General features: G+C 58.9%; 22 protein-coding genes. 4 read left to right on the top strand and 18 right to left on the bottom strand.

What is annotated here, in order from left to right:
* Nucleotides 1-11 precede the first annotated feature (11 nt).
* The 3 genes from Q0U90_RS02390 to Q0U90_RS02400 all read right to left on the bottom strand — a co-directional run bounded on the left by Q0U90_RS02390 (nucleotide 12) and on the right by Q0U90_RS02400 (nucleotide 3,752).
* Nucleotides 12-947, bottom strand: a complete 936-nt coding sequence (locus Q0U90_RS02390; RefSeq protein ID WP_297451152.1) for a hypothetical protein — start codon at nucleotides 945-947, stop codon at nucleotides 12-14.
* A gap of 128 nt (nucleotides 948-1,075) precedes the next feature.
* Nucleotides 1,076-2,659 (bottom strand): cation:proton antiporter family protein, encoded by a 1,584-nt coding sequence (locus tag Q0U90_RS02395; protein ID WP_297451155.1) that lies wholly within the window; start codon nucleotides 2,657-2,659, stop codon nucleotides 1,076-1,078.
* 76 nt (nucleotides 2,660-2,735) lie between these two features.
* A complete protein-coding gene (locus Q0U90_RS02400; RefSeq protein ID WP_297451158.1) occupies nucleotides 2,736-3,752 on the bottom strand; it encodes an ankyrin repeat domain-containing protein in 1,017 nt (338 codons plus the stop codon).
* A 159-nt stretch (nucleotides 3,753-3,911) separates the two neighbouring features.
* On the opposite strand from Q0U90_RS02400, the gene Q0U90_RS02405 reads away from it, so the two are divergent.
* Nucleotides 3,912-4,928, top strand: a complete 1,017-nt coding sequence (locus tag Q0U90_RS02405; RefSeq protein WP_297451161.1) for a GIY-YIG nuclease family protein — start codon at nucleotides 3,912-3,914, stop codon at nucleotides 4,926-4,928.
* Between the two features lie 93 nt (nucleotides 4,929-5,021).
* On the opposite strand, the gene lepA is transcribed toward Q0U90_RS02405, so the two are convergent.
* The gene (lepA, locus tag Q0U90_RS02410; protein WP_297451164.1) at nucleotides 5,022-6,869 is read right to left on the bottom strand and encodes a translation elongation factor 4; all 1,848 of its coding nucleotides are present in this window, start codon (nucleotides 6,867-6,869) and stop codon (nucleotides 5,022-5,024) included.
* A gap of 162 nt (nucleotides 6,870-7,031) precedes the next feature.
* On the opposite strand from lepA, the gene Q0U90_RS02415 reads away from it, so the two are divergent.
* The 3 genes from Q0U90_RS02415 to Q0U90_RS02425 all read left to right on the top strand — a co-directional run bounded on the left by Q0U90_RS02415 (nucleotide 7,032) and on the right by Q0U90_RS02425 (nucleotide 9,059).
* Nucleotides 7,032-7,646 carry a type II toxin-antitoxin system PemK/MazF family toxin gene (locus Q0U90_RS02415; protein ID WP_297451167.1) on the top strand — a complete coding sequence of 205 codons (615 nt, stop codon included), beginning with the start codon at nucleotides 7,032-7,034 and terminating at the stop codon, nucleotides 7,644-7,646.
* Between the two features lie 239 nt (nucleotides 7,647-7,885).
* Complete coding sequence (gene rpsT / locus Q0U90_RS02420; RefSeq protein WP_297451170.1) at nucleotides 7,886-8,152, top strand: 30S ribosomal protein S20; 267 nt, start codon at nucleotides 7,886-7,888, stop codon at nucleotides 8,150-8,152.
* 472 nt (nucleotides 8,153-8,624) lie between these two features.
* A complete protein-coding gene (locus Q0U90_RS02425) occupies nucleotides 8,625-9,059 on the top strand; it encodes an OsmC family protein (RefSeq protein WP_297451173.1) in 435 nt (144 codons plus the stop codon).
* A gap of 99 nt (nucleotides 9,060-9,158) precedes the next feature.
* Here Q0U90_RS02425 and holA read toward each other — a convergent pair whose 3' ends face one another.
* The 14 genes from holA to rplU form a co-directional block, all read right to left on the bottom strand.
* Nucleotides 9,159-10,148: a DNA polymerase III subunit delta gene (holA, locus tag Q0U90_RS02430; protein WP_297451177.1), complete on the bottom strand. Its 990-nt coding sequence runs from the start codon at nucleotides 10,146-10,148 to the stop codon at nucleotides 9,159-9,161.
* Between the two features lie 66 nt (nucleotides 10,149-10,214).
* Nucleotides 10,215-12,266 (bottom strand): ComEC/Rec2 family competence protein, encoded by a 2,052-nt coding sequence (locus tag Q0U90_RS02435; protein ID WP_297451230.1) that lies wholly within the window; start codon nucleotides 12,264-12,266, stop codon nucleotides 10,215-10,217.
* Nucleotides 12,250-13,035: a ComEA family DNA-binding protein gene (locus tag Q0U90_RS02440; RefSeq protein ID WP_297451180.1), complete on the bottom strand. Its 786-nt coding sequence runs from the start codon at nucleotides 13,033-13,035 to the stop codon at nucleotides 12,250-12,252. The genes Q0U90_RS02435 and Q0U90_RS02440 overlap by 17 nt, the downstream gene beginning before the upstream one ends.
* A gap of 126 nt (nucleotides 13,036-13,161) precedes the next feature.
* Nucleotides 13,162-14,514 carry a DegV family protein gene (locus Q0U90_RS02445; protein ID WP_297451183.1) on the bottom strand — a complete coding sequence of 451 codons (1,353 nt, stop codon included), beginning with the start codon at nucleotides 14,512-14,514 and terminating at the stop codon, nucleotides 13,162-13,164.
* Complete coding sequence (locus Q0U90_RS02450; RefSeq protein WP_297451186.1) at nucleotides 14,459-15,169, bottom strand: histidine phosphatase family protein; 711 nt, start codon at nucleotides 15,167-15,169, stop codon at nucleotides 14,459-14,461. The genes Q0U90_RS02445 and Q0U90_RS02450 overlap by 56 nt, the downstream gene beginning before the upstream one ends.
* Before the next feature lie 2 nt (nucleotides 15,170-15,171).
* Nucleotides 15,172-15,630, bottom strand: coding sequence for a ribosome silencing factor (gene rsfS / locus Q0U90_RS02455; RefSeq protein ID WP_297451189.1), 459 nt, complete (start codon nucleotides 15,628-15,630; stop codon nucleotides 15,172-15,174).
* An 82-nt stretch (nucleotides 15,631-15,712) separates the two neighbouring features.
* Nucleotides 15,713-16,483, bottom strand: a complete 771-nt coding sequence (gene nadD / locus Q0U90_RS02460) for a nicotinate-nucleotide adenylyltransferase (protein ID WP_297451192.1) — start codon at nucleotides 16,481-16,483, stop codon at nucleotides 15,713-15,715.
* A gap of 21 nt (nucleotides 16,484-16,504) precedes the next feature.
* The gene (locus Q0U90_RS02465) at nucleotides 16,505-17,812 is read right to left on the bottom strand and encodes a glutamate-5-semialdehyde dehydrogenase (protein WP_297451195.1); all 1,308 of its coding nucleotides are present in this window, start codon (nucleotides 17,810-17,812) and stop codon (nucleotides 16,505-16,507) included.
* Nucleotides 17,813-17,826: 14 nt separating this feature from the next.
* Entirely contained in the window at nucleotides 17,827-17,979 is a 153-nt protein-coding gene (locus tag Q0U90_RS02470; protein WP_297451199.1) for a hypothetical protein, read from the bottom strand.
* Complete coding sequence (locus Q0U90_RS02475; RefSeq protein ID WP_297451201.1) at nucleotides 17,980-18,678, bottom strand: class E sortase; 699 nt, start codon at nucleotides 18,676-18,678, stop codon at nucleotides 17,980-17,982.
* Nucleotides 18,679-18,785: 107 nt separating this feature from the next.
* The gene (proB, locus tag Q0U90_RS02480) at nucleotides 18,786-20,138 is read right to left on the bottom strand and encodes a glutamate 5-kinase (protein WP_297451204.1); all 1,353 of its coding nucleotides are present in this window, start codon (nucleotides 20,136-20,138) and stop codon (nucleotides 18,786-18,788) included.
* Nucleotides 20,139-20,236: 98 nt separating this feature from the next.
* On the bottom strand, nucleotides 20,237-21,751 hold the full coding sequence (obgE, locus tag Q0U90_RS02485; protein ID WP_297451207.1) for a GTPase ObgE: 1,515 nt from the start codon (nucleotides 21,749-21,751) through the stop codon (nucleotides 20,237-20,239).
* Nucleotides 21,752-22,008: 257 nt separating this feature from the next.
* The gene (gene rpmA / locus Q0U90_RS02490) at nucleotides 22,009-22,266 is read right to left on the bottom strand and encodes a 50S ribosomal protein L27 (RefSeq protein ID WP_048761258.1); all 258 of its coding nucleotides are present in this window, start codon (nucleotides 22,264-22,266) and stop codon (nucleotides 22,009-22,011) included.
* A 40-nt stretch (nucleotides 22,267-22,306) separates the two neighbouring features.
* Nucleotides 22,307-22,588 (bottom strand): 50S ribosomal protein L21 (gene rplU / locus Q0U90_RS02495; protein WP_297451212.1); only part of this gene is annotated, 282 nt, incomplete at its 5' end.

Here is a 22,588-nt window from a genome sequence, read left to right on the forward strand (position 1 = left end):
AGCTAGCCGACCTAACCCATCAGCGGCTCGTGGACTCGCAGTCCCCGCTTAGAATTCTCACACACCGTCGCAGCCTGGAGTTCCTGTGACCTCGCGTATGTCGGCGAACTACATACCCAGTCCCCCACCTGGGCCGTCAGCGTATTGCCACCGCCCTCAGTGTCCTTGATTGCGTCGTACCGATCCAGCACATCCATGGCCTCAGCGCAGGTCATCTCACCCTTTACCACTTCCGCCAGACGATGGCCCTCCATGGCACCGCACATCATCGGCCCCTGAACAAGTGCATCCGTGCCCTGACTGTAGCCCCTCGCCGGCTCACTCCCCTGGGCCATGAGTTCCTCGACGGAATCGAAAACCTTGCCAGAGGTCCGAATCTTCCGGTCCTTGCCTTCGATGGCAAAGGCCGCGTTATCAGACTGGCACACCAGCTTGTTCGCATCCGTCTTCGCACACGCAGCGGTGCCGAAGCTCGTCCATTGGCCGTCGTCAAGCTCTTCCTGAGCCGGCGGTACCCCTTCGACGAGCGTGTACGCGGCACCTGAAGTATTCAGCATGATTGCGCCCGGCGACTGTGGTGGGAACGGCGGAACCTCCACATCAGGGATCGACGAATCAGCCTTACCGATGCACGTCACCGCGCCGTCTGAGTAGAAACACTCGCTCTTTTTCCCGTCTAGCGTGACGTAGAACGCCTTGATTCCGTTCTGGCTAAACCGCTGAACGTCAATTTTCTGGTAGGCGCTTTCATCGAATCCGATGCTGTCGGCGCTTGTCCCCTTCGTCGGCGACGGCATCTTCGGATTATCGCCCTCGCTTGCCGACGTCGATTGCGACTGCACTTCACTCTGATCATTGTTGCTTTGTGATGCGGCGGCATCTTCGGAATCTGAAGATGAGCAGCCGACGAGAGTTCCGAGCATGACAACAGCAAGGCCCGCGGTCATCCGAAACATCGCACTGCGACTGGATCGAATAGGACTCGCGGGCATCTGGTTTTGGGTGACTGACATGAAATCAGCTTATCGCCGAACGAATCGGCTGGCTTGTTGTTTGCCGTATTTAACGGATGCGACTACGAGTGTTGCTTAAGTGCCTCCACTGCACGGTCGGCGAGCTCCTCGCCAGCACCATCGTATAGGTAGACAGCCATGTCAGCACCAACGTTAAGAAGCTGGCTCTTAAACCGCTGCACCTTGGTGGTAGTAGCAACCACGGCTTCGGTGTCCTGCTTACGGATGTTCTGAATCATCGCGTAGGTCTCAGCGTGCTCAGACAGCGCCAGCACGTACAGCGCTGGTTTCTTCTCCAACTCGATGTGGTGCCAGAGCTCTGGGTCTGTCACATCGCCTGGGATGACCTGGTAGCCCTGCTTACGCAGCTCTTCGATGCGATCCTCATCGAAGTCAACGCCGAAGACGTTCATGCCGTACTCATTAACCAACCTGCGATAGACACCAACGCCGACTCGACCCATACCCATGATGAGAGCATCGGCGTTATCAATAATGACCTTTGCCTCTTCTGGCACCAGGCGGTCCTCTGGGGTTTCTGGGACGAACTTCTGCAGGAAGCTGACAATCTTGTCTTCGTGCGGGGCCATCAGCGAGCTGGCAATGAAGCTACCCGCCACGGCGACTGCCATAATCGAGGTCCATTCTTCCGGCAGAATGTCCTGTTGCGTCGCCGCCGCCATGACAATCAGGCCGAACTCCGAGTAGTTACTCAACGTCAGGCCCGCCAACGCACTAGTACGCAGCGACAGTCCGGTGCGCTTGAGAATCCAGATGAAGATAGTGGCCTTGAACACCAGGAACAGCACCATAATCGCAGCGATAACGTAGCCGCCCGCGCTCGGCAGACCACCGAGACCAATCTCAATGAAGAACGCGACCAGCAGCAACTCGCGGATACTAATCAGAGCTTCCGACAGACGGTCAGAGATCGGGTGCGAGGACAGCAGAATGCCGGCCACCAGGGACCCCAGCGAGCCGGACAACCCTGCCAACTCAAATGCCGAATACGAGGCAACCGCAATGCCGATACCGGTGAGAACCAGCAGCTCAGTGCGGAACATGCGGTTGGGAAGCCGCGCTGCCAGCGGGCGAATGAAGAACAATAGCGGCAGCGCCAGCGCCCACAGCTCCGGGGTCTTACCCGACGATGCCACCAGCACGCCGACCGCAATGATGTCCTGCAGAATGAGCACACCAATCGCGATGCGTCCGATGGCCGAAGCTCCGCGGTTCTGTTCCTCCAAGTGGCTCATCACAAACACCGTCGATGAAAACGAGGTTGCGATGCCGATGTAAATCAGCGCGGTTACCGACAGCCCGGTGAGTTCACGCAGCGGCAAGAAACTGGCGATACCGAATAGCGCGGCAAAAACTACCGTGTTTAAAAACGCGTGGCCCAACCCCGAAAAGACCACTCGCGGCGCCACGATATCCTTCGGATTTAGCTTCAGCCCGATCGTGAACAGCAAGGTGGTAACACCGAGCTCGGCTAGCGAATCAATGAACGGGATTTCCTCAAGCCCCATTGCATGAACGGCGAAGCCTGCCCCAAGGAAACCAATCAGCGGCGGCAGCCGAAGCAACGACGCACCGAGCCCGCCGATAATCGAAAACAGTATTGCTGTTAGGTATACGGATTCCACCCATCAAAGATAACGGCTGACACTACCGATTGATGCAGTGGCCAACCATTAACAGATTTTTAACACCTAACCGGGGTTAGCGTCGGTACGGAACCTCGCCCAACGCAATTGGCTGCGGGTGCTCCGCCACCCACGCAACGGCCGCTTCCATCAACGCATCAATGTCCGCTTCACCAGCTTTACGCTGCTTCACGACGGCCATTGCACCCTCGGCAGCCCCAACCGTCTCCAGCCAGAAGTCGGTCATCTTGGCATAGTCTTCGTCCCAGTTGACGTAGCCCATCTCTAGGACCTCGTACCCGAGCCGACCGACGATGCGAATAACTTCGCCCTGCACAGTCTCGGCTGCACCACCACCCGGAACCAGGTAGTTCCAGAGGTATCGGAACTGGTCGTTGGTTGACTTATCTGCAGGGACAATGATGTCGCTGTGGCCGTCGTGAGGTGTGACTACCTGCGGATGTTCCGCACCGATGCGCTCGTAGAGACGATCCATGACCGGCTGGTACTCGTTGCGCGCCTTGTCTGACATGCGGTTGTAGCAGCGACCGAACTTGGTGAACTCTTCGCGCACTTCGTCGTCGATTTCCGAACCAGCGTCCAGGAGCACCTCGATACTCTCTAGGACTCGACTGAGAGCATCAATATCGGCGGTAGCGACGGCCTCTTTGAACGCTGTCCGGCCGTGACCGAGGCGGTTCTCGCGGTGAAGGTCAGCGCCATTGTCCAGCAGCAACGCAATCGCCTCGGGCTGATGGGTCTTCGCTGCCTGGAATAGAGGCCAGTGTTTGCCAGCTTCGATGTCGGCACCGCAGTCAAGCAGAAGCTTCATCTTGTCGATGTCGCCCCGGCTTGCGTGCTCTGCCAGGGCGGTTTTACCGAAGCGGTTCTCGGTGTTGACGTCGAGCCCCTGGTCGATTAGCCAGCGCATGAGCTCCGGAGGGGTGCCACAGAGCGCCAGTGCAGTGTCCTTGCTGTATCCGAAAACTGCGTTGAGAGTGCAAGTGTCATAAACCGCTTTCAGCGCATCCATGTCACCGGCTTCGAGCAGCTCTTCGAAGTTCTCAACCAGTTTCTTCCGCTTCCGTGGCATGTGGTTTCCCTTTCTGCAGTCTCGTTAGCAATATGCTTTGGCTTGTCAAAGGTTTTTGGGAAAATGAAAACTCATTGTTATGCACGCAGGCTAGCGGAAGTCGGAGAGTTTGGCGCAGGGTTAACTACGGGAGAATCGCTACCCATAAAATCAATATCCATGAACCCTGCAGGTGACAACATCGTTTTCAAACGCTGGGAACTAGAACCTGGCATGAGCATCAGCTCACTAATCAGCAACCACCGACGTGGCATCTATGTTCTCGAGTTCGCCGATGGCTGTCGATATGTCGGTCAATCAGTAAACGTTGTCAGCCGTTTTGCGACACATGTCCACGGCTCATCCCACCACAAGGGTTGGGACGACGTTGTAGCAATTCAGTTCCGCGAGATGCCAGTGGGAAATCTTGACGAAGCGGAATACCAAGAAATCTTTAGGCAAAAATCACTCGGCTTTGAATTGCGGAACAAGGTTTTCAACCTTGGCCACAATCAGCCTTCAAAATTTGATGATGTTGTCACCGTCGAGGAACAGAACCATTGGGCACTCGGCCACGGCAATTACGAACTTGAAAACCTAGAATTACGCCTATCTGAAGTCCCATCGACTCCAAGTAAGCTTCGTTCCAAGGTTCCAACCTCGGTATCCGATGAAACCTATACGGCTGTATTAGATGATCTCGCTTTTTGTCTCAGCCACGTAATCCCTGATGCAATAAAACTGGAATCTACGTACTGGACAATCTCTGACTACCCGAATACCTCGGGTGGGCGATTCGCAACACTCAACGTCGGAAATCTCGAGCTAGGTTATTTTCCTAGATTCCCTTTCGATGACCCAGAAGGGCGCATCGCAGATATGCACCAGCTTGTCTTCTTTAATCTGCCTTCATGTGTCCTCGACAAAGGCTACAACAACGCCATTATCAGAAGTGAGCATTCTTGGATATATTTCGAACGACATTTTTACAGTCTCATTGACACTGTGGGCGTCGAAATGCCGATAGGAACACTCCGTGAATTCTTTAAGACGGAACCAGATTTGCTGATAGACGCACGCCAATTTGTCATTAGCCTCATGCGAAACGGTGGCTCCGGAAAGTTTCGCCGCTGGCACAGCCAAGCTCTTTCGACTGAGGTATTTCAATACTGTCGCGCTCTGAAAGAGGCGCGATAGGTTGCCTGATTGTACGACAGCAACGCACCCAAAACCTAGGCAACTTAAGCCTCCCGGTTGGGAGGCTCCACGAAGAAGGCAGAGCCGCTCCCTCTACTTACCGCCCTCATCGGTGGACAACGCAGCCACGAATGCCTCCTGCGGCACCGAGACCGAACCGATGTTCTTCATGCGCTTCTTACCGGCTTTCTGCTTCTCCAGCAGCTTGCGCTTACGAGAGATATCACCGCCGTAACACTTAGCGAGGACGTCCTTGCGCAGCGCACGGATGTTCTCGCGGGCGATAATCTTCGAACCGATTGCGGCCTGGACCGGGACCTCGAACTGCTGGCGAGGAATCAGCTCGCGCAGCTTCTTGGTCATCTTGTTGCCGTACCACTGCGCGTTGTCGCGGTGGACGATAGCGGAAAACGCATCGACTGCTTCGCCCTGCAGGAGGATATCCACCTTGACTAGGTCTGCAATCTGCTCACCGGCATCTTCGTAGTTCAGCGAGGCATAACCCCTGGTACGGGACTTCAGCATGTCGAAGAAGTCGAAGATAATCTCGCCCAGTGGCATCTTGTAGCGCAGCTCCACGCGATCCTCCGACAGGTAGTCCATGCCACCCATCTCGCCGCGTTTCTGCTGACACAGTTCCATAGTGGAGCCGACGAACTCACTCGGCACGACGATGGTGCACTTGACCATCGGCTCGTAAATCTCGCGGAGCTTGCCCTCCGGCCAGTCACTCGGATTGTGAACAGTGACCTCAGAGCCGTCCTCGGTGACAACGCGGTAGACGACGTTTGGCGCCGTCGAAATCAGATCCAGGTCGAACTCGCGCTCCAGGCGGGCGCGGGTAATCTCCATGTGCAGCAGGCCCAGGAAGCCACCGCGGAAACCAAAGCCGAGGGCCACCGAGGTCTCCGGTTCGAATGTCAACGAAGCGTCGTTAAGCTGGAGCTTTTCCAACGCATCACGCAGGTCGGGATAGTCCTGCTGAGAGATCGGGAACAGACCGGAGTAGACCATCGGCTTGGGCTCTTCGTAGCCTTCCAGCGGCTCCTCAGCCGGTGTGGCGTTCAGCGTGACGGTATCACCGACCTTGGACTGGCGGACGTCCTTCACACCGGTGATGAGGTAACCAACCTCGCCGACGCCAAGGCCCTTACACTTCTTCGGCTGTGGCGAAACAATGCCGATTTCCAACAGCTCGTGCTTGGTACCGGTGGACATCATCTGAATGACCTCACGCGGCTTAAGCTGACCGTCAACAACACGGATGTACGTGACCACACCACGGTAGGTGTCGTAGACCGAGTCAAAAATCAGTGCACGCGCAGGTGCCTCCGGGTCGCCGACCGGCGCCGGGACGAGCTCACAGACTCGGTCGAGCATTTCCTCAACGCCCTCACCAGTCTTACCCGAAACACGCATGACATCCTCCGGCTCACAGCCGATGATGTGCGCGATTTCCTCCGCGTACTTATCCGGATCCGCGGCCGGCAGGTCAATCTTGTTCAGAACCGGGATGATTTCCAGGTCGTTTTCCATGGCCAGGTACAGGTTGGCCAGGGTCTGCGCTTCGATGCCCTGAGCGGCGTCGACAAGCAGAATCGCACCTTCACACGCCTCTAGCGCACGCGAGACTTCGTAGGTGAAGTCGACGTGACCAGGCGTATCAATCAAGTGCAGGACAATCTCTTCGCCAGCGTGCTCGCCGGTGCGCGGAACCCACGGCAGGCGCACGTTCTGGGCCTTAATGGTGATGCCGCGTTCGCGCTCAATATCCATATTGTCGAGGTACTGATCGCGCATATCGCGTGCTTCAACAACGCCCGAGAGCTGCAGAATTCGGTCCGCCAGGGTGGACTTACCGTGGTCAATGTGCGCAATGATGCAGAAGTTTCGAATCCGTGAGGGGTCCGTAAAAGTCTGCTCCGCAAAATTCTTGGTCACGTTGGGTCTACTCCGAAAAATAAAGACGTTATGGGCATTGGGGCACGGTATGAACCGACCCACATGCGCCGGCCTCGAAAACCGACCAGCCGGGCTTAAATACAATCACGCACAATCTTACCTATCGATTCCCTCCGCACTAAACCTCTAGACTTAGATTCCATGAGCTCCACTTCGCCCACCGATCAAAATGACCGCGAAAGCTGGCCGCGCCGCCTGCGCAATCGCATCAGCGCGCGTCTTTTCGCCGGTACCGAGTGGTTCCGCGGCCCCGACACACTCGACGAGGCGCTGTTTAAGCTCAACACGCAGCTAGGACTCGCCCAGGACACCTCGCTTTCCGACGAGTCCAAGGAGGCCCTACTTCGACTGCGAGACCCGGTGACCATCGCGCGCCCAACCGCAGAACTGGCCCGCACAATTGTCTACAGCCCTGACATGGATGGCCAAGCCGACCCCGGCGAAGTGGTGTGGATTCCGCTGCAGCTCGAAGGTGAGAATGCCGCTTTGCGCGAGCGCGCTGTGGTTGTGGTTGGCCGCCATGACCAGTTCCTTTTGGGCATGTTGATTTCCACACGCAGTGAGCACAGCGAGCAGCCGGAGTGGCTGTTTATCGGCAGCGGGTTCTGGAATGACGATCCCAAGCCATCGTGGGTTCGTATGGACCGCATCTTGCTTATTCCGGAATCTGGCATTCGCCGTGCAGGTGCAATGATGCCCCGCAGGCGCTTTGAGCTCATCGCTGCCCGACTGCGCGGGGACTACGGCTGGAATTAGGCAGCGCTGTTTGCTAAGATTCTGCAAGTTGTTTACCGTTGCGTTCCTTTGCGGCGAGCGCGGGCAGGACCTTGGGTTCGCGTTTTCGTCGTCGTACAAGCGCAGTGCGTGGTTTCATCTCGCTGGTTCATTGAAATGACCGGCGGCGATATTACACCGCAATTTGCACTGTGATCAGGACTTTTCTTGGTGGCGGGCGGTAACAATTCCAACTACTACGGATACAAGAGGTATTCACGATGGCAAACATCAAGTCCCAGATCAAGCGCAACAAGACCAACGAGAAGGCTCGCCTGCGTAACCAGGCTATCCGCTCTGAGGTCCGCACCGAGATCCGCAAGTTCCAGGCTGCTGTTGAGGCTGGCGACAAGGCTGCTGCTGAGACTCAGCTGCGCGTTGCTTCCCGCAAGCTGGACAAGGCTGTCACCAAGGGCGTCTTCCACCGCAACACTGCGGCTAACAAGAAGTCCGGTATGGCTAAGGCTTTCAACAAGCTGGAGGGCTAATCCCCTTTCGGCGCTGTGCGCCGTGCTTTTGCAGCGGCTATTTCAGCGCTGCGCTTGCGTCGTGCTAGCACTGCTTTAACGCCGCGCTTGCACCGTGAAAGTTAACCGTTTCCTGCTATTTTCCGATTTCATTTCGGATGTGGCGGGAGGCGGTTTTTATTATTTAACCCCAACGCGAGTTACTGACCGCGTTTATGTTTGGCGACCGCGGGCCAATGCGAGTTAGTGACCTCGGTTATGGCAAAAATTGCATGAAAAATGGCATGAAAGTGCTATAAACTCACACAGTTTCACATTTGCAGCCCGTTGAGCAGGACCAAGCCCGCTATTCAAGCGCGATTTACATAACTTGAACTGCGGGAATGTCTTGAATCAGACACACTTTTGTCTATTAACCCTAAAAATGCTGCGCATTATCTGAGAATCCACCAGAATCGACTACGCCAGCACAATTTCTATAGGAAGGAACGTCATGCCTAAGACAACTTTCACAACGGTCGCGCACGCCCCCACCAACCTCGAAACCACGGTAACCTCTCACGACATGAGCTTCACCCTGGACGAGCCGACTGACCTCGGGGGAACCAACAAGGGCATGAACCCGGTAGAGGCGCTGCTCGGAGCCCTAGGCGCCTGCAAGTGCATCGTCGTCCGCTCATTCGCCGATGCCCAGGGCATCAAGCTCAACGACGTCAAGGTTGAGTGCTCCGGTGTGCTCGATCCAGACGGTTTCATGGGGAAGAACCCGGAGGCAAAGATCGGTTTCTCCGAGATTCATACCCGCTTCCACATTGATGCAGACAACACGAGGGAGGAACTGGTCACATTCCTAGACTTTGTTGAATCCCACTGCCCGGTTCAGGACACGCTGTCCAACCCGGCTACCTCGTCCTTCGAGCTTGCATAATCGTCCTTCAAACGCGCATCGCGGAGAATCAACGCAGCGTAAAAGCGGCTAGGTATCGGGGCAAGTCACAGAACTGAAGCCCATCGGAACACGAACTGCTTAACGCCGATAGGACGAATGCGCCAGCTCTGCGATTCGCAGCACCGACTGCTCCAGGGACAGCTCGGGAGTCGACGAGGCTCCCTTGGTGTCCGCGTCCAGCTGTGCCGCAACAACCACAGCGCGCGCTACTGCCGGGGTTGACCAGGCCGAGGCCAAACGCTGTGTTTTCTCCAGTTTCCACGGCGGCATGCCATAGCGGTGGGCATCCCTGCGAGCATTCACGCCTCGCGCGCCGTGGAGCCGAGCAACATCACCGACCATTCCGGTGATGGCAGCCGACAGCAGTGCCGGTGCCATTCCCAACTGCAAAGCACGGCGCATCTTGGCCAACGCTTCCCCACCCCGGCCGCGCAGTGCGAGCTCGGCAATCTCAAAGCCCGAGACCTCCGCCGAGGCACCATAGTAGGTGCGCACTGCTTCCGAGGTGACCTTGCCTGCAGTATCCGCACAGAGCTGGGAAATGGCAGTGGCCAGCTCGCGGAGATCCGAACCGACCGCATCCAGGACGGTATCGATGACGTCGCGACGCACCTTAACCCCGTGGGAGGCGAACTCTTCGCCAACGAAACCGGGCAAATCGTTCCTCTTGAGCGGCTGAGCTTCAAAAAAGCGGACACCCAGCTTGCGCAGGTCTGCGACCATCTTCTTTTGGCGTCCCTCACCAGTGTGCAGGAGAATCATTGTGATGCCCGGCGCGGGATCTTTAACCGAATCCATCAACAGCTTGGCAGGCTCTTTACCGGCATCCTGGCAGTCGGTGACAACCACAATCCGGTCATCCCCAAACAGCGAAGGACTGAAAAGTTCCACTGCGTCGACAGTGGTCATGTCCCCTGCCCGAATGGTGGTGACAGGCACCGAGCGTCCGCCCGGATCAGACTCGGTAGCCGCCTGCGCGCGGACGGCAGCGACGATGGCGAGGCGGGCGCGGTCTTTCAGCAGCTCTTCTTTGCCCACAATCAAATTCACGGGTGCGACGGCGCTCAAACCCCAACCTCTTTTCCGCGTTGATTCCTGCCACTGTTGTTTCTAGCCTACGGGACGGCCCGGATTTCACCTTCCTCGCCAGACTTCACCATTCGAATACAGGGCTTGTGGGCCATCTCGTTGTGGGCAGACCACGGGAATATGCTCGGGTGTCATTACGGTTTCTCGGACACGTGGACCGCATTCGAGGGCGATAAACCACTGAGGTGAACTGTGCGATTGGGCGGGGCGGCCACTCATTGCTTCCGCGACATACGACGGGGACTCCACCGCCACGGTTTCTGTCGTGGGATTATCGGCGGCGCCATCGAGCACCTGGGCGTGCCATGCCTTTTCCTCGGTGAGGCCGAGCGCAATTCGGCACTGCCGACTGAGCGCGAGCGGGGGCGGCGTCGGTACAGAGCGGTTGTCTGGAGCTCGTGCGGGGTAGGCGTCAGATCGTGCGGGGTGGGCGTCAGATATGGGGTAGTTAGACGACTCAGGGGCATCACCGGGTTTCCCGACAGCCTCCGCGTGAATGAGAACAATGTGGTTCTTCTCAGCGCAGGCGGCAGCACTCCACCCCTTTGGTGCACGCGCAATGTCCAGGCCGAACACCCAGATTATGGCGTAACTACAGGTAGCCAGGACAACTGCGGAACAACCTGCGCGGAGCGCCGCACGGGGCCAGACCCAGAGCGTCGTCAAGCATGCGAGCGTGAGTACGCAGGAGATGACCAACGTGGTGGCGCCCGTGGCGGGCGCGACGAGACTCGCGGTGAGGTGTGCGACCTGATGAATCCACCACGCGCATGGCGCGGCGCACCAGAGCAGCGCGCTGATCAGCCAATTGAGATGCAGTGCGGCAGCGACAGCGGCTAGCGAACCGGCGATAGTAACGGGTGCGACGGCTGGCGCGGCGAGGAGGTTAGCGAGCAGCGAAACATGGCTGATCTCGCCGATGAGGAGCGCCAACACGGGCATCGTGACTACGTGGGCGGCAATCGCTACGGCAATGGCGCGGACTATTGGCGCGGGCCAGGTGCCCATGACGGTGGTGTCGGAAAGGCGTCTGGCAAGGGGCTCGGCAAGCAGGACGAGCCCGGCGGTGGCTGCGACAGACAGGGCGAAACCCACCGATACCGACAAGTCTGGCGCCAGAAGAATCAACCCGATAATGCCAGCTGACAGCGCCGCGATGGCCTGGCCTGCTCGTCCCACAATGATTGCCAATAGCCCAATGCAACCGGTGACCACCGCGCGAAGCACTGACGGTTCTGTGCCCACGATTGCCACAAAGCCATACAGGGCAAGCGCGGCGACTGCGACCCGCACCCGCGGTCCGGCCCACGAAAACACGGCTACAACCGCACCGACAACAAGCGCGACGTTCGCCCCAGAGACTGCCGATAAATGTGAAAGTCCGGAGGCGGTCATCATGTCGCCGTCGGCGAGGGTGAAACCACGCTCATCGCCGATGGCCATCGCGGGAATGAGGCGGTCGGGACCGGACGGAAGACGCTGCGACGACTCAAAGAGCTGTTGGCGCACCTCGGCTGCCAGCCCCTGCGGTGGCACGATGACCTCCACATCGCCGCGGAGTTTCAACTGGATTCCACTAATGCAGGGTTTGTTCGCGGCGCGTACACCAGCGGTGGATTCAATGATTGAGTCGCGCGTGATAGCCAACAGTGACTCGTCACCGAAAACCGAAACCTGGCCGGGAAGCCCTTCGATGCGAGCCTTCACACTGGCACCGAACTCAATTGCCTTCGGCTCAGTGACCAGGCGCAACCGCACTTTCGCAATTCCGCCAATGTCGTCATAGAGCTCGTGGGCGCGGGCTTGAGCAATGCGGATTCGCGTGGTTGCCGCAACGCTAGCCACTGCTATGGCCGGTACCAGGAGGGTGGCAATCGCTTGCCAACCAGACGTCACCGCACTACTGCCCCATCGCCACGACCAGCGCTTCCACACCCACGGCAATGCCACCGAGACCACGATTGCGCTCGGTGCCACAACCAGTGCCCACTCTGGTTGCAGAATGACCGCCACTGCAGTCGCCCACGCCAACACCGCGGCTGGCACGAGTCGCACATCGAGCCCGGCGCGAACGCGCAGCTCAGATGGTGGCGGCATCACGCAGCGCCTCTACCTTGGCCGGGCCGATGCCCGGGACCTCCTCTAGTGCATCGATGCTGGCAAAAGGCCCGTTCTTTTCTCGAAAGTCAATAATCTTGGTCGCTGTCGCAGGGCCGATGCCTGGTAGTTCCTCCAGCTGGGTTGCGGTCGCGGTGTTGATGTTAATCTTTCCGCCCGCACCGCCCGCACCGCCCGCACTACCTGCACCGGGCGTACCGGGCGCGCCGCCAGCACCGCCAGCACCGCCAACACCACCCGCAATCTCCTCTGCCGGCAGCGCCTCCGTCCCGACCACAATCTGTTGACCATCCACCAACGGTGCCGCCAGATTCACGCTCGCTGGATTCGCTTCCGGCAAGAGCCCACCCGCGCGATCGATTGCCTCCACCACCCGCGCACCTGCTGGCACCTCCACCACACCGGGATGTACAACCAGCCCCACCACCGACACAATCAGCGGCCCTGTCTGTGTCTGCGCGCTGGTCTCCTGCCCCGGACCGCCAGGAACCTCCGCCGCGGTCTCAGTCGTCTCCGGCGTCGTCCCCACCGATGCCGCGTCCTGCACCGGCGGCATCTCCACCTGCGGCGACGATGGCCACACCACCGCAGCAATGGCCCCCAACGCCAATACCACAATCACGATGCACGCAGCCATCGCAACCCGCGGCGTCACCACCGCCCGACGCGTGGAAAAGTCCACCGCCATCCGATTGTCCTGATTGATCGGTTCCAGATAGTCCGCCAGTCGATTCCGCAAAGTCGTCACGATGCGCACACTAGCGCCGGGCCCCTCCCCGCGGCCCCGCGAAAGCGCCCATAACAGCGTCATCTGTGGATAAAAATTGACCTGTGGAGGTTATCCACAGGCCACAACATCTACACAGGTCAGAAGCTATCTCTTCTTCTCGTCACCGTCATCATCGCGCTTTTCGCTTGACGACGGCCCCTGCGCCTTCTCCTCCTCAGCGCCAAATACAGCCCCCTCGGGATCGGACTTGTCGCGCAGCGCCAAATCAGAGATAGCCTTCGCCAGACGCTCAGCCTTTTCCAATGCTGCCTGCCGGTTTTCACTCCACGTTGGCAACTTAGAAACCGCCGTGGTGAAAAGTGGAATTCCCTGTTCATTGGTCACAACCGTGCGTTGGATGCGCTTATTGCGGTTACGGCTAGCGGTGGGATCCTCGACTACTTGCACTGCCGCCTGGTCGGTGATTGGCTCATCGGTGTCAGGGGTGCCGGAATCAGCTGAGTCACCAGAACCATCTTCTCCGGCGCCCTTGGAAACCTCAGCGCCGGCACCGGCCGCATCGCTCTCCTCCACGCTGTGGACTAGCGCTGTCACACCCATCTCGGCTTCAAAGTCCATGGCCTCCGAATCAATCGAGCCACCAGAGACCATGCCGATTGCATAGGCACCCTGCCCGACATGGGCAGTAATCGACTCCGGCAAATCTAGGATTCGAAACCGGGTATCGTCGGGTAGCTTTTCGGCAAGCATGGCCTGGAGCTCGTGGACGTCGTCAAGCGCGTCGGCGTGATGCAGGAGCACTGCCGGCGGACGGTTCGCTGAAGACGCGGACTTCACCATCTTGGTGGCAAAATCCACCATGCGCTGCTTGACCTTGGCTTCTGTGCGGCACTTGGCGACGAGTGCCAGAGCGCCATCTTTAATGCCGACGATGGGCTTGATGGCAAGTGCCGTAGACAGCATCGCCTGTCCAGCTGGGATGCGACCGCCGCGGCGCAGTGAGTCGAGCTTCGGCACAAACAGCCAGAGTCGATAGCGCTGCAGCACATCGCGAGCGACATCGGCAACCTCATCACGGCTGGCACCAGCCCGCGCTGCCTTGGCGGCCGCAATGGCAGCGGCACCGACGCCCGCGCCAACAGTGTCGGTGTCGATGATGGTCACGCGGTCCAGGGCGCCTGCGGCAGTGACAGCGTTGGACCAGGTGGCGGACATGCCTTTGCTCAGATGCAGGGCAACAACGCCCGCGTCGGAACCGTCCTTGTTGGAACGTTCCAACGCACGCGCGTATGCAGCACATAGCTTCAGCGGACTGACCGCCGAGGTTGTGACGGCATCTTCATTGATGTCATGGCTGATGGGAACCACGGTGATGTCGAGCTTGCGGGCAACCTCGGGCATCAGACACGCGGTGTCATCGACAACAATGCGGACGTGACCGTCACCGGGCATGGTGGCCTCCTGAACCGGAGTCAGAAATCTTCGGCTCCCGTTCACGAACCTTCGCGTTGAACGCGTTGAGGAACCAGGAGGTCTCACCGTTTACGCGGGTGCGCTGCTCCATTTCGACCCATGCGGTGTTGCCCAGGCCGTTGAACGTGCTGAAGTAGTCGCGCGGCATCTGCAGCAGAGCTGCGGTAGCTGCAGCGATCGCACCGCCGTGGGATACGAGCACGAAAGTGTCCGTTTCCCAAGCAGGGTCGGCCGCTAGCTCAGCAATCACTGCGAGCATGCGGTTGGAAACCTCAAACCGGGTCTCACCGCCCTTGGGTGCCCAGTTGAGATTGTGGCGCCAGTGGTCACGCATGCCGGGGAACGCGGAGTCGATCTCGTCGTAGGTGCGCTCCTGCCATTCGCCAAGGTTGGTCTCCCGCAGGCGCTTATCAAAGCTCAGCTCGGCACCGGTGGTCTCCGCTAGCGCGCGGGCGGTGTCGGCTGCCCGGGACAAATCAGAAGACACGATTTTTGTAATCTTCGGTTCCGCCACCGCCAGGTACTGCGCCGCGGTACGGGCTTGCTCGCGGCCAACGTCGGAAAGCTGCGTGTCCAGCTGCCCCTGAATGCGGCCGGTAGCGTTGTACGACGTCTGCCCATGGCGCAGCATAATCAGGCGGCGTCGAGCGGCAACATGCGCCTCGCGTGAGCCCGCCACGATTAGAACTCGTCCGTATCCGGGTTGTCGGCAGCCAGCGGAATCTCGTCGATGGAGCGAGCCCTGCGGGCGGAATCTTCGCCGTCCTCATTGCTCGGCTGCTCGATGCCCTCGACCTCGATGCGCGGGCAATCGCGCCACAGTCGATCAAGACCGTAGAAGTCACGCTCTTCGCTGCGGAAAACATGCACGACAATGTCGCCGTAGTCCAGCAGCGCCCAACGTCCCTCGCGGACACCTTCGCGGCGCACCGGCTTTGCGCCAAGGTCACGCAGATCGTCCTCAATTTCATCGACGATTGCGGCAACCAGACGCTCATTGTCAGCACTGACCAGGACGAATGCGTCCGTAATCACCACCGGGCCAGAGACATCGAGAACAACGACGTCCTCACCCTTCTTGCTATCGGCGGCCTTTGCCGCGGCGGTCGCCAGCTCGATGGCGCGTGCTTGTGCAGTCACGAAAGACTTCAGCTCCTTGTGATTAAGTGAAAAACAGCGTTTGTACTTGTAACTTACCGCCTCAGCGGGATTTTGCTAACTTTCAACCGGCAGTTTCGGCCTTCGCATCGTCTGACACCGCTGCGCCCGACACCGCATCCGCGGAGGATGAGTTCACCGATGCCGGTCCGACCGAACCGACCGTCCCCTCAGCAGACTGGTACAGGCCACGCTTAGCGATGTACTGCACCACCCCATCCGGCACCAAATACCAAACAGGGCGCCCCGCAGCCGCACGCTTTCGACAGTCGGTGGAGGAAATAGCCATCGCGGGAATCTCGATGAGGTGCAACCGCGAGGCATCGATCCCCTCCAGGTCCTCCGCCCGCAAATGCACCCCAGGGCGCGTGACACCGACGAACGTTGCTGCGTCGAACATTTCCTCCCAGTCCCGCCACGTCATTATCTTCTGCAGCGCATCGGCGCCGGTAATGAAGAATAAATCCGCGTTGGGGTAGATGACCTTCAAATCCCGCAGCGTATCGACGGTATAAGTCGCACCCGGTCGGTCAATATCCACCCGCGAGACCGAAAACTGTGGATTCGACGCGGTGGCAATGACAGTCATCAGGTAGCGGTCTTCGCTGTGAGAGACCTTCCGGCCGCGCTTTTGCCACGGCTCACCCGTGGGCACGAAAAGCACGAAGTCCAGGTCAAAACGGTCCGCGACCTCACTGGCGGCAACCAAGTGCCCATTGTGGATGGGATCGAAAGTGCCACCCATCACGCCAATGCGCTGCCGGGGCGCTTCCGCCGACTTTGCTGTCAACGCGGCGTGTACCCGCGACCGCACACTTTTCTTGCGCTTCACCATGTCTGGCACTTTACCTGGGCACTACGGACGAGTCTGTCCGCGACCGGCCAGAACCCACTTGCTGCTGGTCAGCTCCGGCAGCCCCATCGGGCCACGGGCGTGCAGCTTCTGGGTGGAAATGCCAATCTCTGCACCGAAACCGTACTGCTCACCATCGGTAAATGCGGTCGAGGCATTAACGCTGACAGCTGCGGCATCAACACGGTCGACGAACTCCTGGCACACCCCCCAGTCACGTGCGGAGATAGCCTCCGTATGACCCGAGGAGTACTCGCTGATGTGGTCGGTTGCAGCCACCACACCGTCGACGATGCGCGCGGCAATGTCCATCGAAAGGTACTCATCCGACCAGTCTTCCGCCGTCGCCGGGATGACCTCGCCAGTCCACCCGGAGGCTGCCAGGTTATCGACATCGCCGTGGACCGCAACGCCCGCGTCGGCAAGCGCATCCAAAATGCGGACCTGGTCCTGCGCCGGCAGCGCCGCGTCAATAAGGACGGTTTCGGTGGCGTTGCAGACACTCGGACGGCGGGTCTTACCGTTAATCATCAGCGCGATTGCCTCGTCGATGTCGGCGGAAGCATCGATGTAGATGTGGCAGTTGCCAGTACCGGTCTCAATGGCCGGCACCGTCGCCTTCGTAACAACGGCCTCAATCAGACCGGCACCACCGCGCGGAATCACCACATCGACCAGGCCACGAGCGGTGATGAGGTCCTGCACAGAATCGTGAGTCTCACACGGCAGCAACTGGACGAGGTCCTTCGGTGCATCGTGGTTGGCCAGTACCTCGCGCAAAACGGCGACCAGCTGCGTGTTGGAATGAACAGCCGACTTAGAGCCGCGCAGCAGAGCCACGTTGCCCGACTTCAGCGCCAGACCAAAGGCATCGATCGTAACGTTCGGGCGAGCCTCATAGACCATCCCCATCACGCCCAGCGGCACACGGACCTGGGAAAGCTTGATGCCGTTGGGAAGAGTGCTACCACGCAGCACCTCACCCACCGGATCCGGCAGCGCCGCGACCTGGCGAAGACCACCGGCAATGCCCTCAACACGGTCAGCATCGAGACGCAGGCGATCCAGCAGGGCATCACTAAAACCACGGGCCTTACCGGCCTCGATGTCCTTGGCGTTAGCCGCCAAGATCTCATCGGTACGGGCAACCAGCGCGTCTGCCGCGGCCAGCAGGAGCTCATTCTTGCGTGCCGACGTAAAGCGCGAGAGCTCTCCCGCGACAGCCTTGGCACGCTGTGCCTTTTCTAAAACCTCAGCGCGCTCAGCGGCGCGCTCCGGGCTAAGAGCAGTTTCGTTCGTTTGGGAAGTCATGCCTACCAGCATAACTAGAGCGAGACATCATTTGAGGGAATTAGCTCAGCAACCCAGGGAAAGATGTAATTCATCAACAGCAGGAAGATAATGACCGCAATCACCATGGTGATAATCAGTTTCACCCACCACGGGCCCGGCAAAGCTCGCCAATATGCTGCATACATCTAATTGACCTCCTTAGCCTCAACACCAGCCAGAACCGCGTGAACAATCAAACGGTGAGTGTTGTCCCACTGCGGGTGGCAAGTGGTCAGCGTAAGTAGAGTGGTGTCTCCTACCGGTTCAATAACATCACCGCGGTCCGGTGTAACAATCTGCTGGCCGGGAACCTCGGGCACGTTGGTCCCTTCCGGCACACAATCGAAACGCTCCCCTGCTCCAGCCATGCCGTCATGCGGTAAGACCTTGTAATGATAAATGGAATCCTGCGTCTCGACAGTGATGTCATCACACGTCTGGAGACGGTCAATGTTATCGAAGGGGGCACCGTGACCATCACGGTGAGCAGCATATGAGCTATTACCCACCTGCCCTGGCAGAGCCGTCCCCGGATAGTGGCCAGGACCGCCACGTAAAACTTCCTGGGAAACGCCTTCGAAGACGATCAGGTTGTTGAAGCCCGCCTTGGGAGCGGAAATCATTGCCACCGCAGAGCCCGGAATCCAGTGCGCCTCACCGTCTGACTCGGAGGCGCGTTGCGATGCTGGCGCGGACCATACTTTTTGCAATTCATCGCGAGCTTGGTCCTGAGCTTTACCGGTCTCAAGACCCGACCAGTAGAGCAGGTAAAACGCAAAGAGCGCCACTAGCACTCCAGCCGTCAGCAGTAACTCGCCGATGACACCGATAATTTTTGATAACACACTAAGAATTATGCCCGACAGCGCCGCGCTAAAGCACATTCAGCGCGAGCAGGTTAGGTGTGAGCTCGGTTCGCACACACCTTAAGCACACACCTTAAGCACGGGTCTTAAGCACGCGAGGCAAAATCCGACAGGTAGTCGGCGTGAACGACAGGCTTCTGCATGTCATTCGGCAACTCCTCGGTGTGGTAGCCAATCATGCCCAGCAGTTCCTCAGAGTCGTAGTTGACCTCGCCTCGGCCGATGACCTCACCGCCAGGACCAATAAGATCCACAATGTCCCCGGCGGAGAACTCGCCATCTACCGAGGTAATACCGACCGGGAGCAGCGACTTACGCATCCGGGTCACGGCATCCACAGCACCGGCATCCAGTCGCAACAGGCCCGAGCTGTCCGCGGCGTAGAGCATCCAGAACTTCCAGGCACTCAGGCGGTTTTCCTTCGCGGCGAAGGCGGTTCCCACATCGGCCTGATCCAGTGCCCGCTCGATGTTAGATGTCGATGTCAGTAGCACCGGCACACCAGCACGGGACGCCAGGCGGGCCGCCGAAACCTTCGATGCCATACCGCCTGTTCCCAGTGCGCCACCGTCACCGGCAATAACACCACGCAGGTCGTTACCGCTGCGAACCTCAGGCACAAAGGTCGCACCTGGATCAGCCGGGTTGCGGTCGTAGAGGCCATCGACGTCGGAAAGCAGAATCAGTGCATCGCAGTATGCCAGGTGACTGACCAGTGCTGCGAGACGGTCATTGTCACCGAAGCGGAACTCCGAGGTAGCAACAGTGTCATTTTCGTTGACAATCGGCACCGCGCCCAGCTGGCGCAGACGGTCGATTGTGCGCTGCGCGTTGCGAGCCCGGGAGCGAACACCCGCATCATCCGAGGTCAACAGCACCTGCGCCGAAGTGCGACCATAGCGCAGGAAGGAGCGTCCCCACTCCTGTGCCAACCGCACCTGGCCGACAGCCGCAGCCGCCTGCTTTGTAGCTAAGTCAGTCGGACGCGAGGAAAGTCCCAGCGGCCCCATTCCGGATGCCACTGCGCCGGAGGACACGACGATGACATCGCTGATACCCATACGCTTTTCCAGGGCATCAGCAATAAAGTCAATGCGCTCGGGATCCGTACGACCATCACGTCCGGTCAGAGAGGAAGAACCAATCTTCACAACGACCCGCTTGGCAGTCCGAATCGCTGCACGAGTCTCGGAATCGAAACCACCCTTGGTGCCCGGAGATAAGTTCTCGGTCGCCTTTTCAATCTCAGCGACAGTGGCCTCGGGATTGTCGTGAAGCAGCTCCTCGACCTCCTCACGGGAGATTGGCGCGTGCGATTCAGGCTTCGCCGCGGTCGCTACCGGGGCATCTGATACGGCTGCCACCGTGGCATCAACATCACGGGCAATGGTGTCGTCGGAAGGGATAACTGACTCACTCATTTCACTAATGGAAAACATGACGGTCCTATTTAATTCTGACCATATAATTGTTTAAGCAATCAATGGCAAAATGCAAGTTCAGCGCATTCGCTTGCCGACGACGCTGTCGCCCGCGACTACGAGTACCGGTCGCGAATAGCCTCTTCACCATCGCCGAAATCGTACTCGTCGATAAGACCACGGCGGGCCTGCGATGCGCGCTTACGCTGCTCGGCGCTAGTGCGCTCGTTGACGTAGAGACGATCGTCGGTACCACGGCCACTCGGCACGAAGTCATCGGTGCCCGCGACCTGCTGTGGGTACCACTCGAAGGTGAGATAAGAAATCGTCACCGGGCAGCCAACCGTTGCCCCGGCCTTCGCCAGCGCATCCTCGACACCCAGCTTGGCCAAGCGGTCCGCCAGGTAGCCCACTGCCTCGTCGTTTTCGAAATCCGTCTGGTTAATCCAGCGCTCCGGCTTTCGGCCACGGACGATGAACCCATTCGGAGTGTTCGGATCGCGCTCGATGGTAAAGTCCGCGCCTTCGCGCTTCTTACCGCGCACACCCTCTGGACGGATGACTGCGCGAGGCTCCTGCTCTGTCGGCAACGGGTGTGCCTTGCGGTAAGCGGCAATCTGGTCCTTCAGGCCGTAAGTCAGTTCCTTGAGCCCCTCGTGGGTCACCGTGGAAATCTCATAGATTGGCCAACCGAACTTCTCCAGCTCCTCGCGCTGCATATCAATCATTTCTCGAGCATCAGGCAGGTCGATCTTGTTCAGCACGATGACGCGCGGACGGTCAGCGAGGTCTCCCAGCCCCACGTCAGCCTTCAACACTGACTGGTAGTTTGCGAGTTCTGTCTCCAGCGCCTTGATGTCCGAGACCGGATCACGGTCGCCCTCTAGCGCTGCAGCGTCCACCACATGCGCCAGCACGGCACAGCGCTCAATGTGACGCAGGAAGTCCAGGCCGAGGCCACGACCTTCAGAAGCCCCAGGAATGAGTCCCGGAACGTCGGCAATGGTGAAAGACTCGTAACCAACGTTAACCACACCCAGGTTCGGCTGCAGCGTGGTAAACGGGTAGTCACCAATCTTCGGCTTCGCTGCACTCAGAGTGCTCACCAACGACGACTTACCGGCCGACGGGAAGCCCACCAAACCAACATCGGCCATGGACTTGAGTTCCAGGACAAGGTCCTTGGCCTCACCCGGCTCACCGAGGAGAGCAAAGCCCGGCGCACGGCGGTTCTTGTTCGCCAGCGCGGCGTTACCCAGACCACCGTAACCGCCCTCAGCTGCGATGAAGCGGGCTCCCTTGCCAGTCATGTCCGCCAGCACTTCCCCATCCTCGGTCATGACAACCGTGCCCTCCGGCACGCCGAGAACCAGGTCTTCACCACGGGCGCCATTGCGGTGATCACCCGCGCCGGGCTTGCCGTTGGAAGCCTTGATGTGGGGGTGGAAGTGAAAGTCCATCAAAGTGTGAATCTGCGGGTCTACGACCAGCACAATGTCGCCACCGTGGCCGCCGTTGCCGCCATCGGGGCCACCAAGTGGCTTGAACTTTTCACGCAGCACCGAATTACAGCCGTGACCACCGTCGCCGGCCTGCAAATGCAGTACGACACGATCTACGAAACGAAACATAAAATCACACACACTTCCGAGCGGGGAGCCATCATCTAGTGCCTGGAGTAATGCCCTAATTTAAGCGAGCCGACAGGCAGAAGTCTAGGCGGTGACAAAACGCTGCCTCGCAAGCAAAGGTTGCGAAACAGTACAGAGACAACAAAAGAGCCGATTGCCTTTCGCAGTGGGAAAGGAATCGGCTCTTCTGCACGGCAGTTAATCCTGCCTCACATTCAACGTTGCAGTAATCCTATGCGGACAACCGAAGGTTGTTCTTAGGAGTTGTTCTCAACGATGTTGACAACGCGACGGTTGCGGCGGGTGCCGAACTCGACTGCGCCTGCCTTCAGAGCGAAGAGAGTGTCGTCGCCGCCACGGCCAACGTTCTCACCCGGGTGGAACGAGGTACCGCGCTGACGAACGAGAATCTCGCCTGCCTTAACCTGCTGGCCGCCGAAGCGCTTCACGCCGAGGCGCTTAGCTTCGGAGTCGCGGCCGTTGCTGGTGCTGGATGCACCCTTCTTAGTAGCCATGATTTTCTCCTAGGGAAAAGCTAATTGGAATGTCGGCGGTTTACTTGGAGACGCCGGTGATCTTCAGAACAGTGAGCGGCTGACGGTGGCCGTAGCGGCGCTTGTAGCCAGTCTTGTTCTTGTAGTGCATGCCGCGGATCTTCGGGCCCTTGGTGGCCTCGACGATCTCAGCGTTAACGGTAACGTTGGCAAGCTTGTCGGCATCCGCAATGACATCTGCGCCATCGACGAGCAGAACCGGGGTGAGAGCCACGGACGAACCCGGCTCACCCTCGATCTTCTCGACCTTGACGAGGTCACCTTCGGCAACCTTGTACTGCTT

It is taken from the genome of uncultured Corynebacterium sp., assembly GCF_946998835.1.
Lineage (GTDB): Bacteria > Actinomycetota > Actinomycetes > Mycobacteriales > Mycobacteriaceae > Corynebacterium.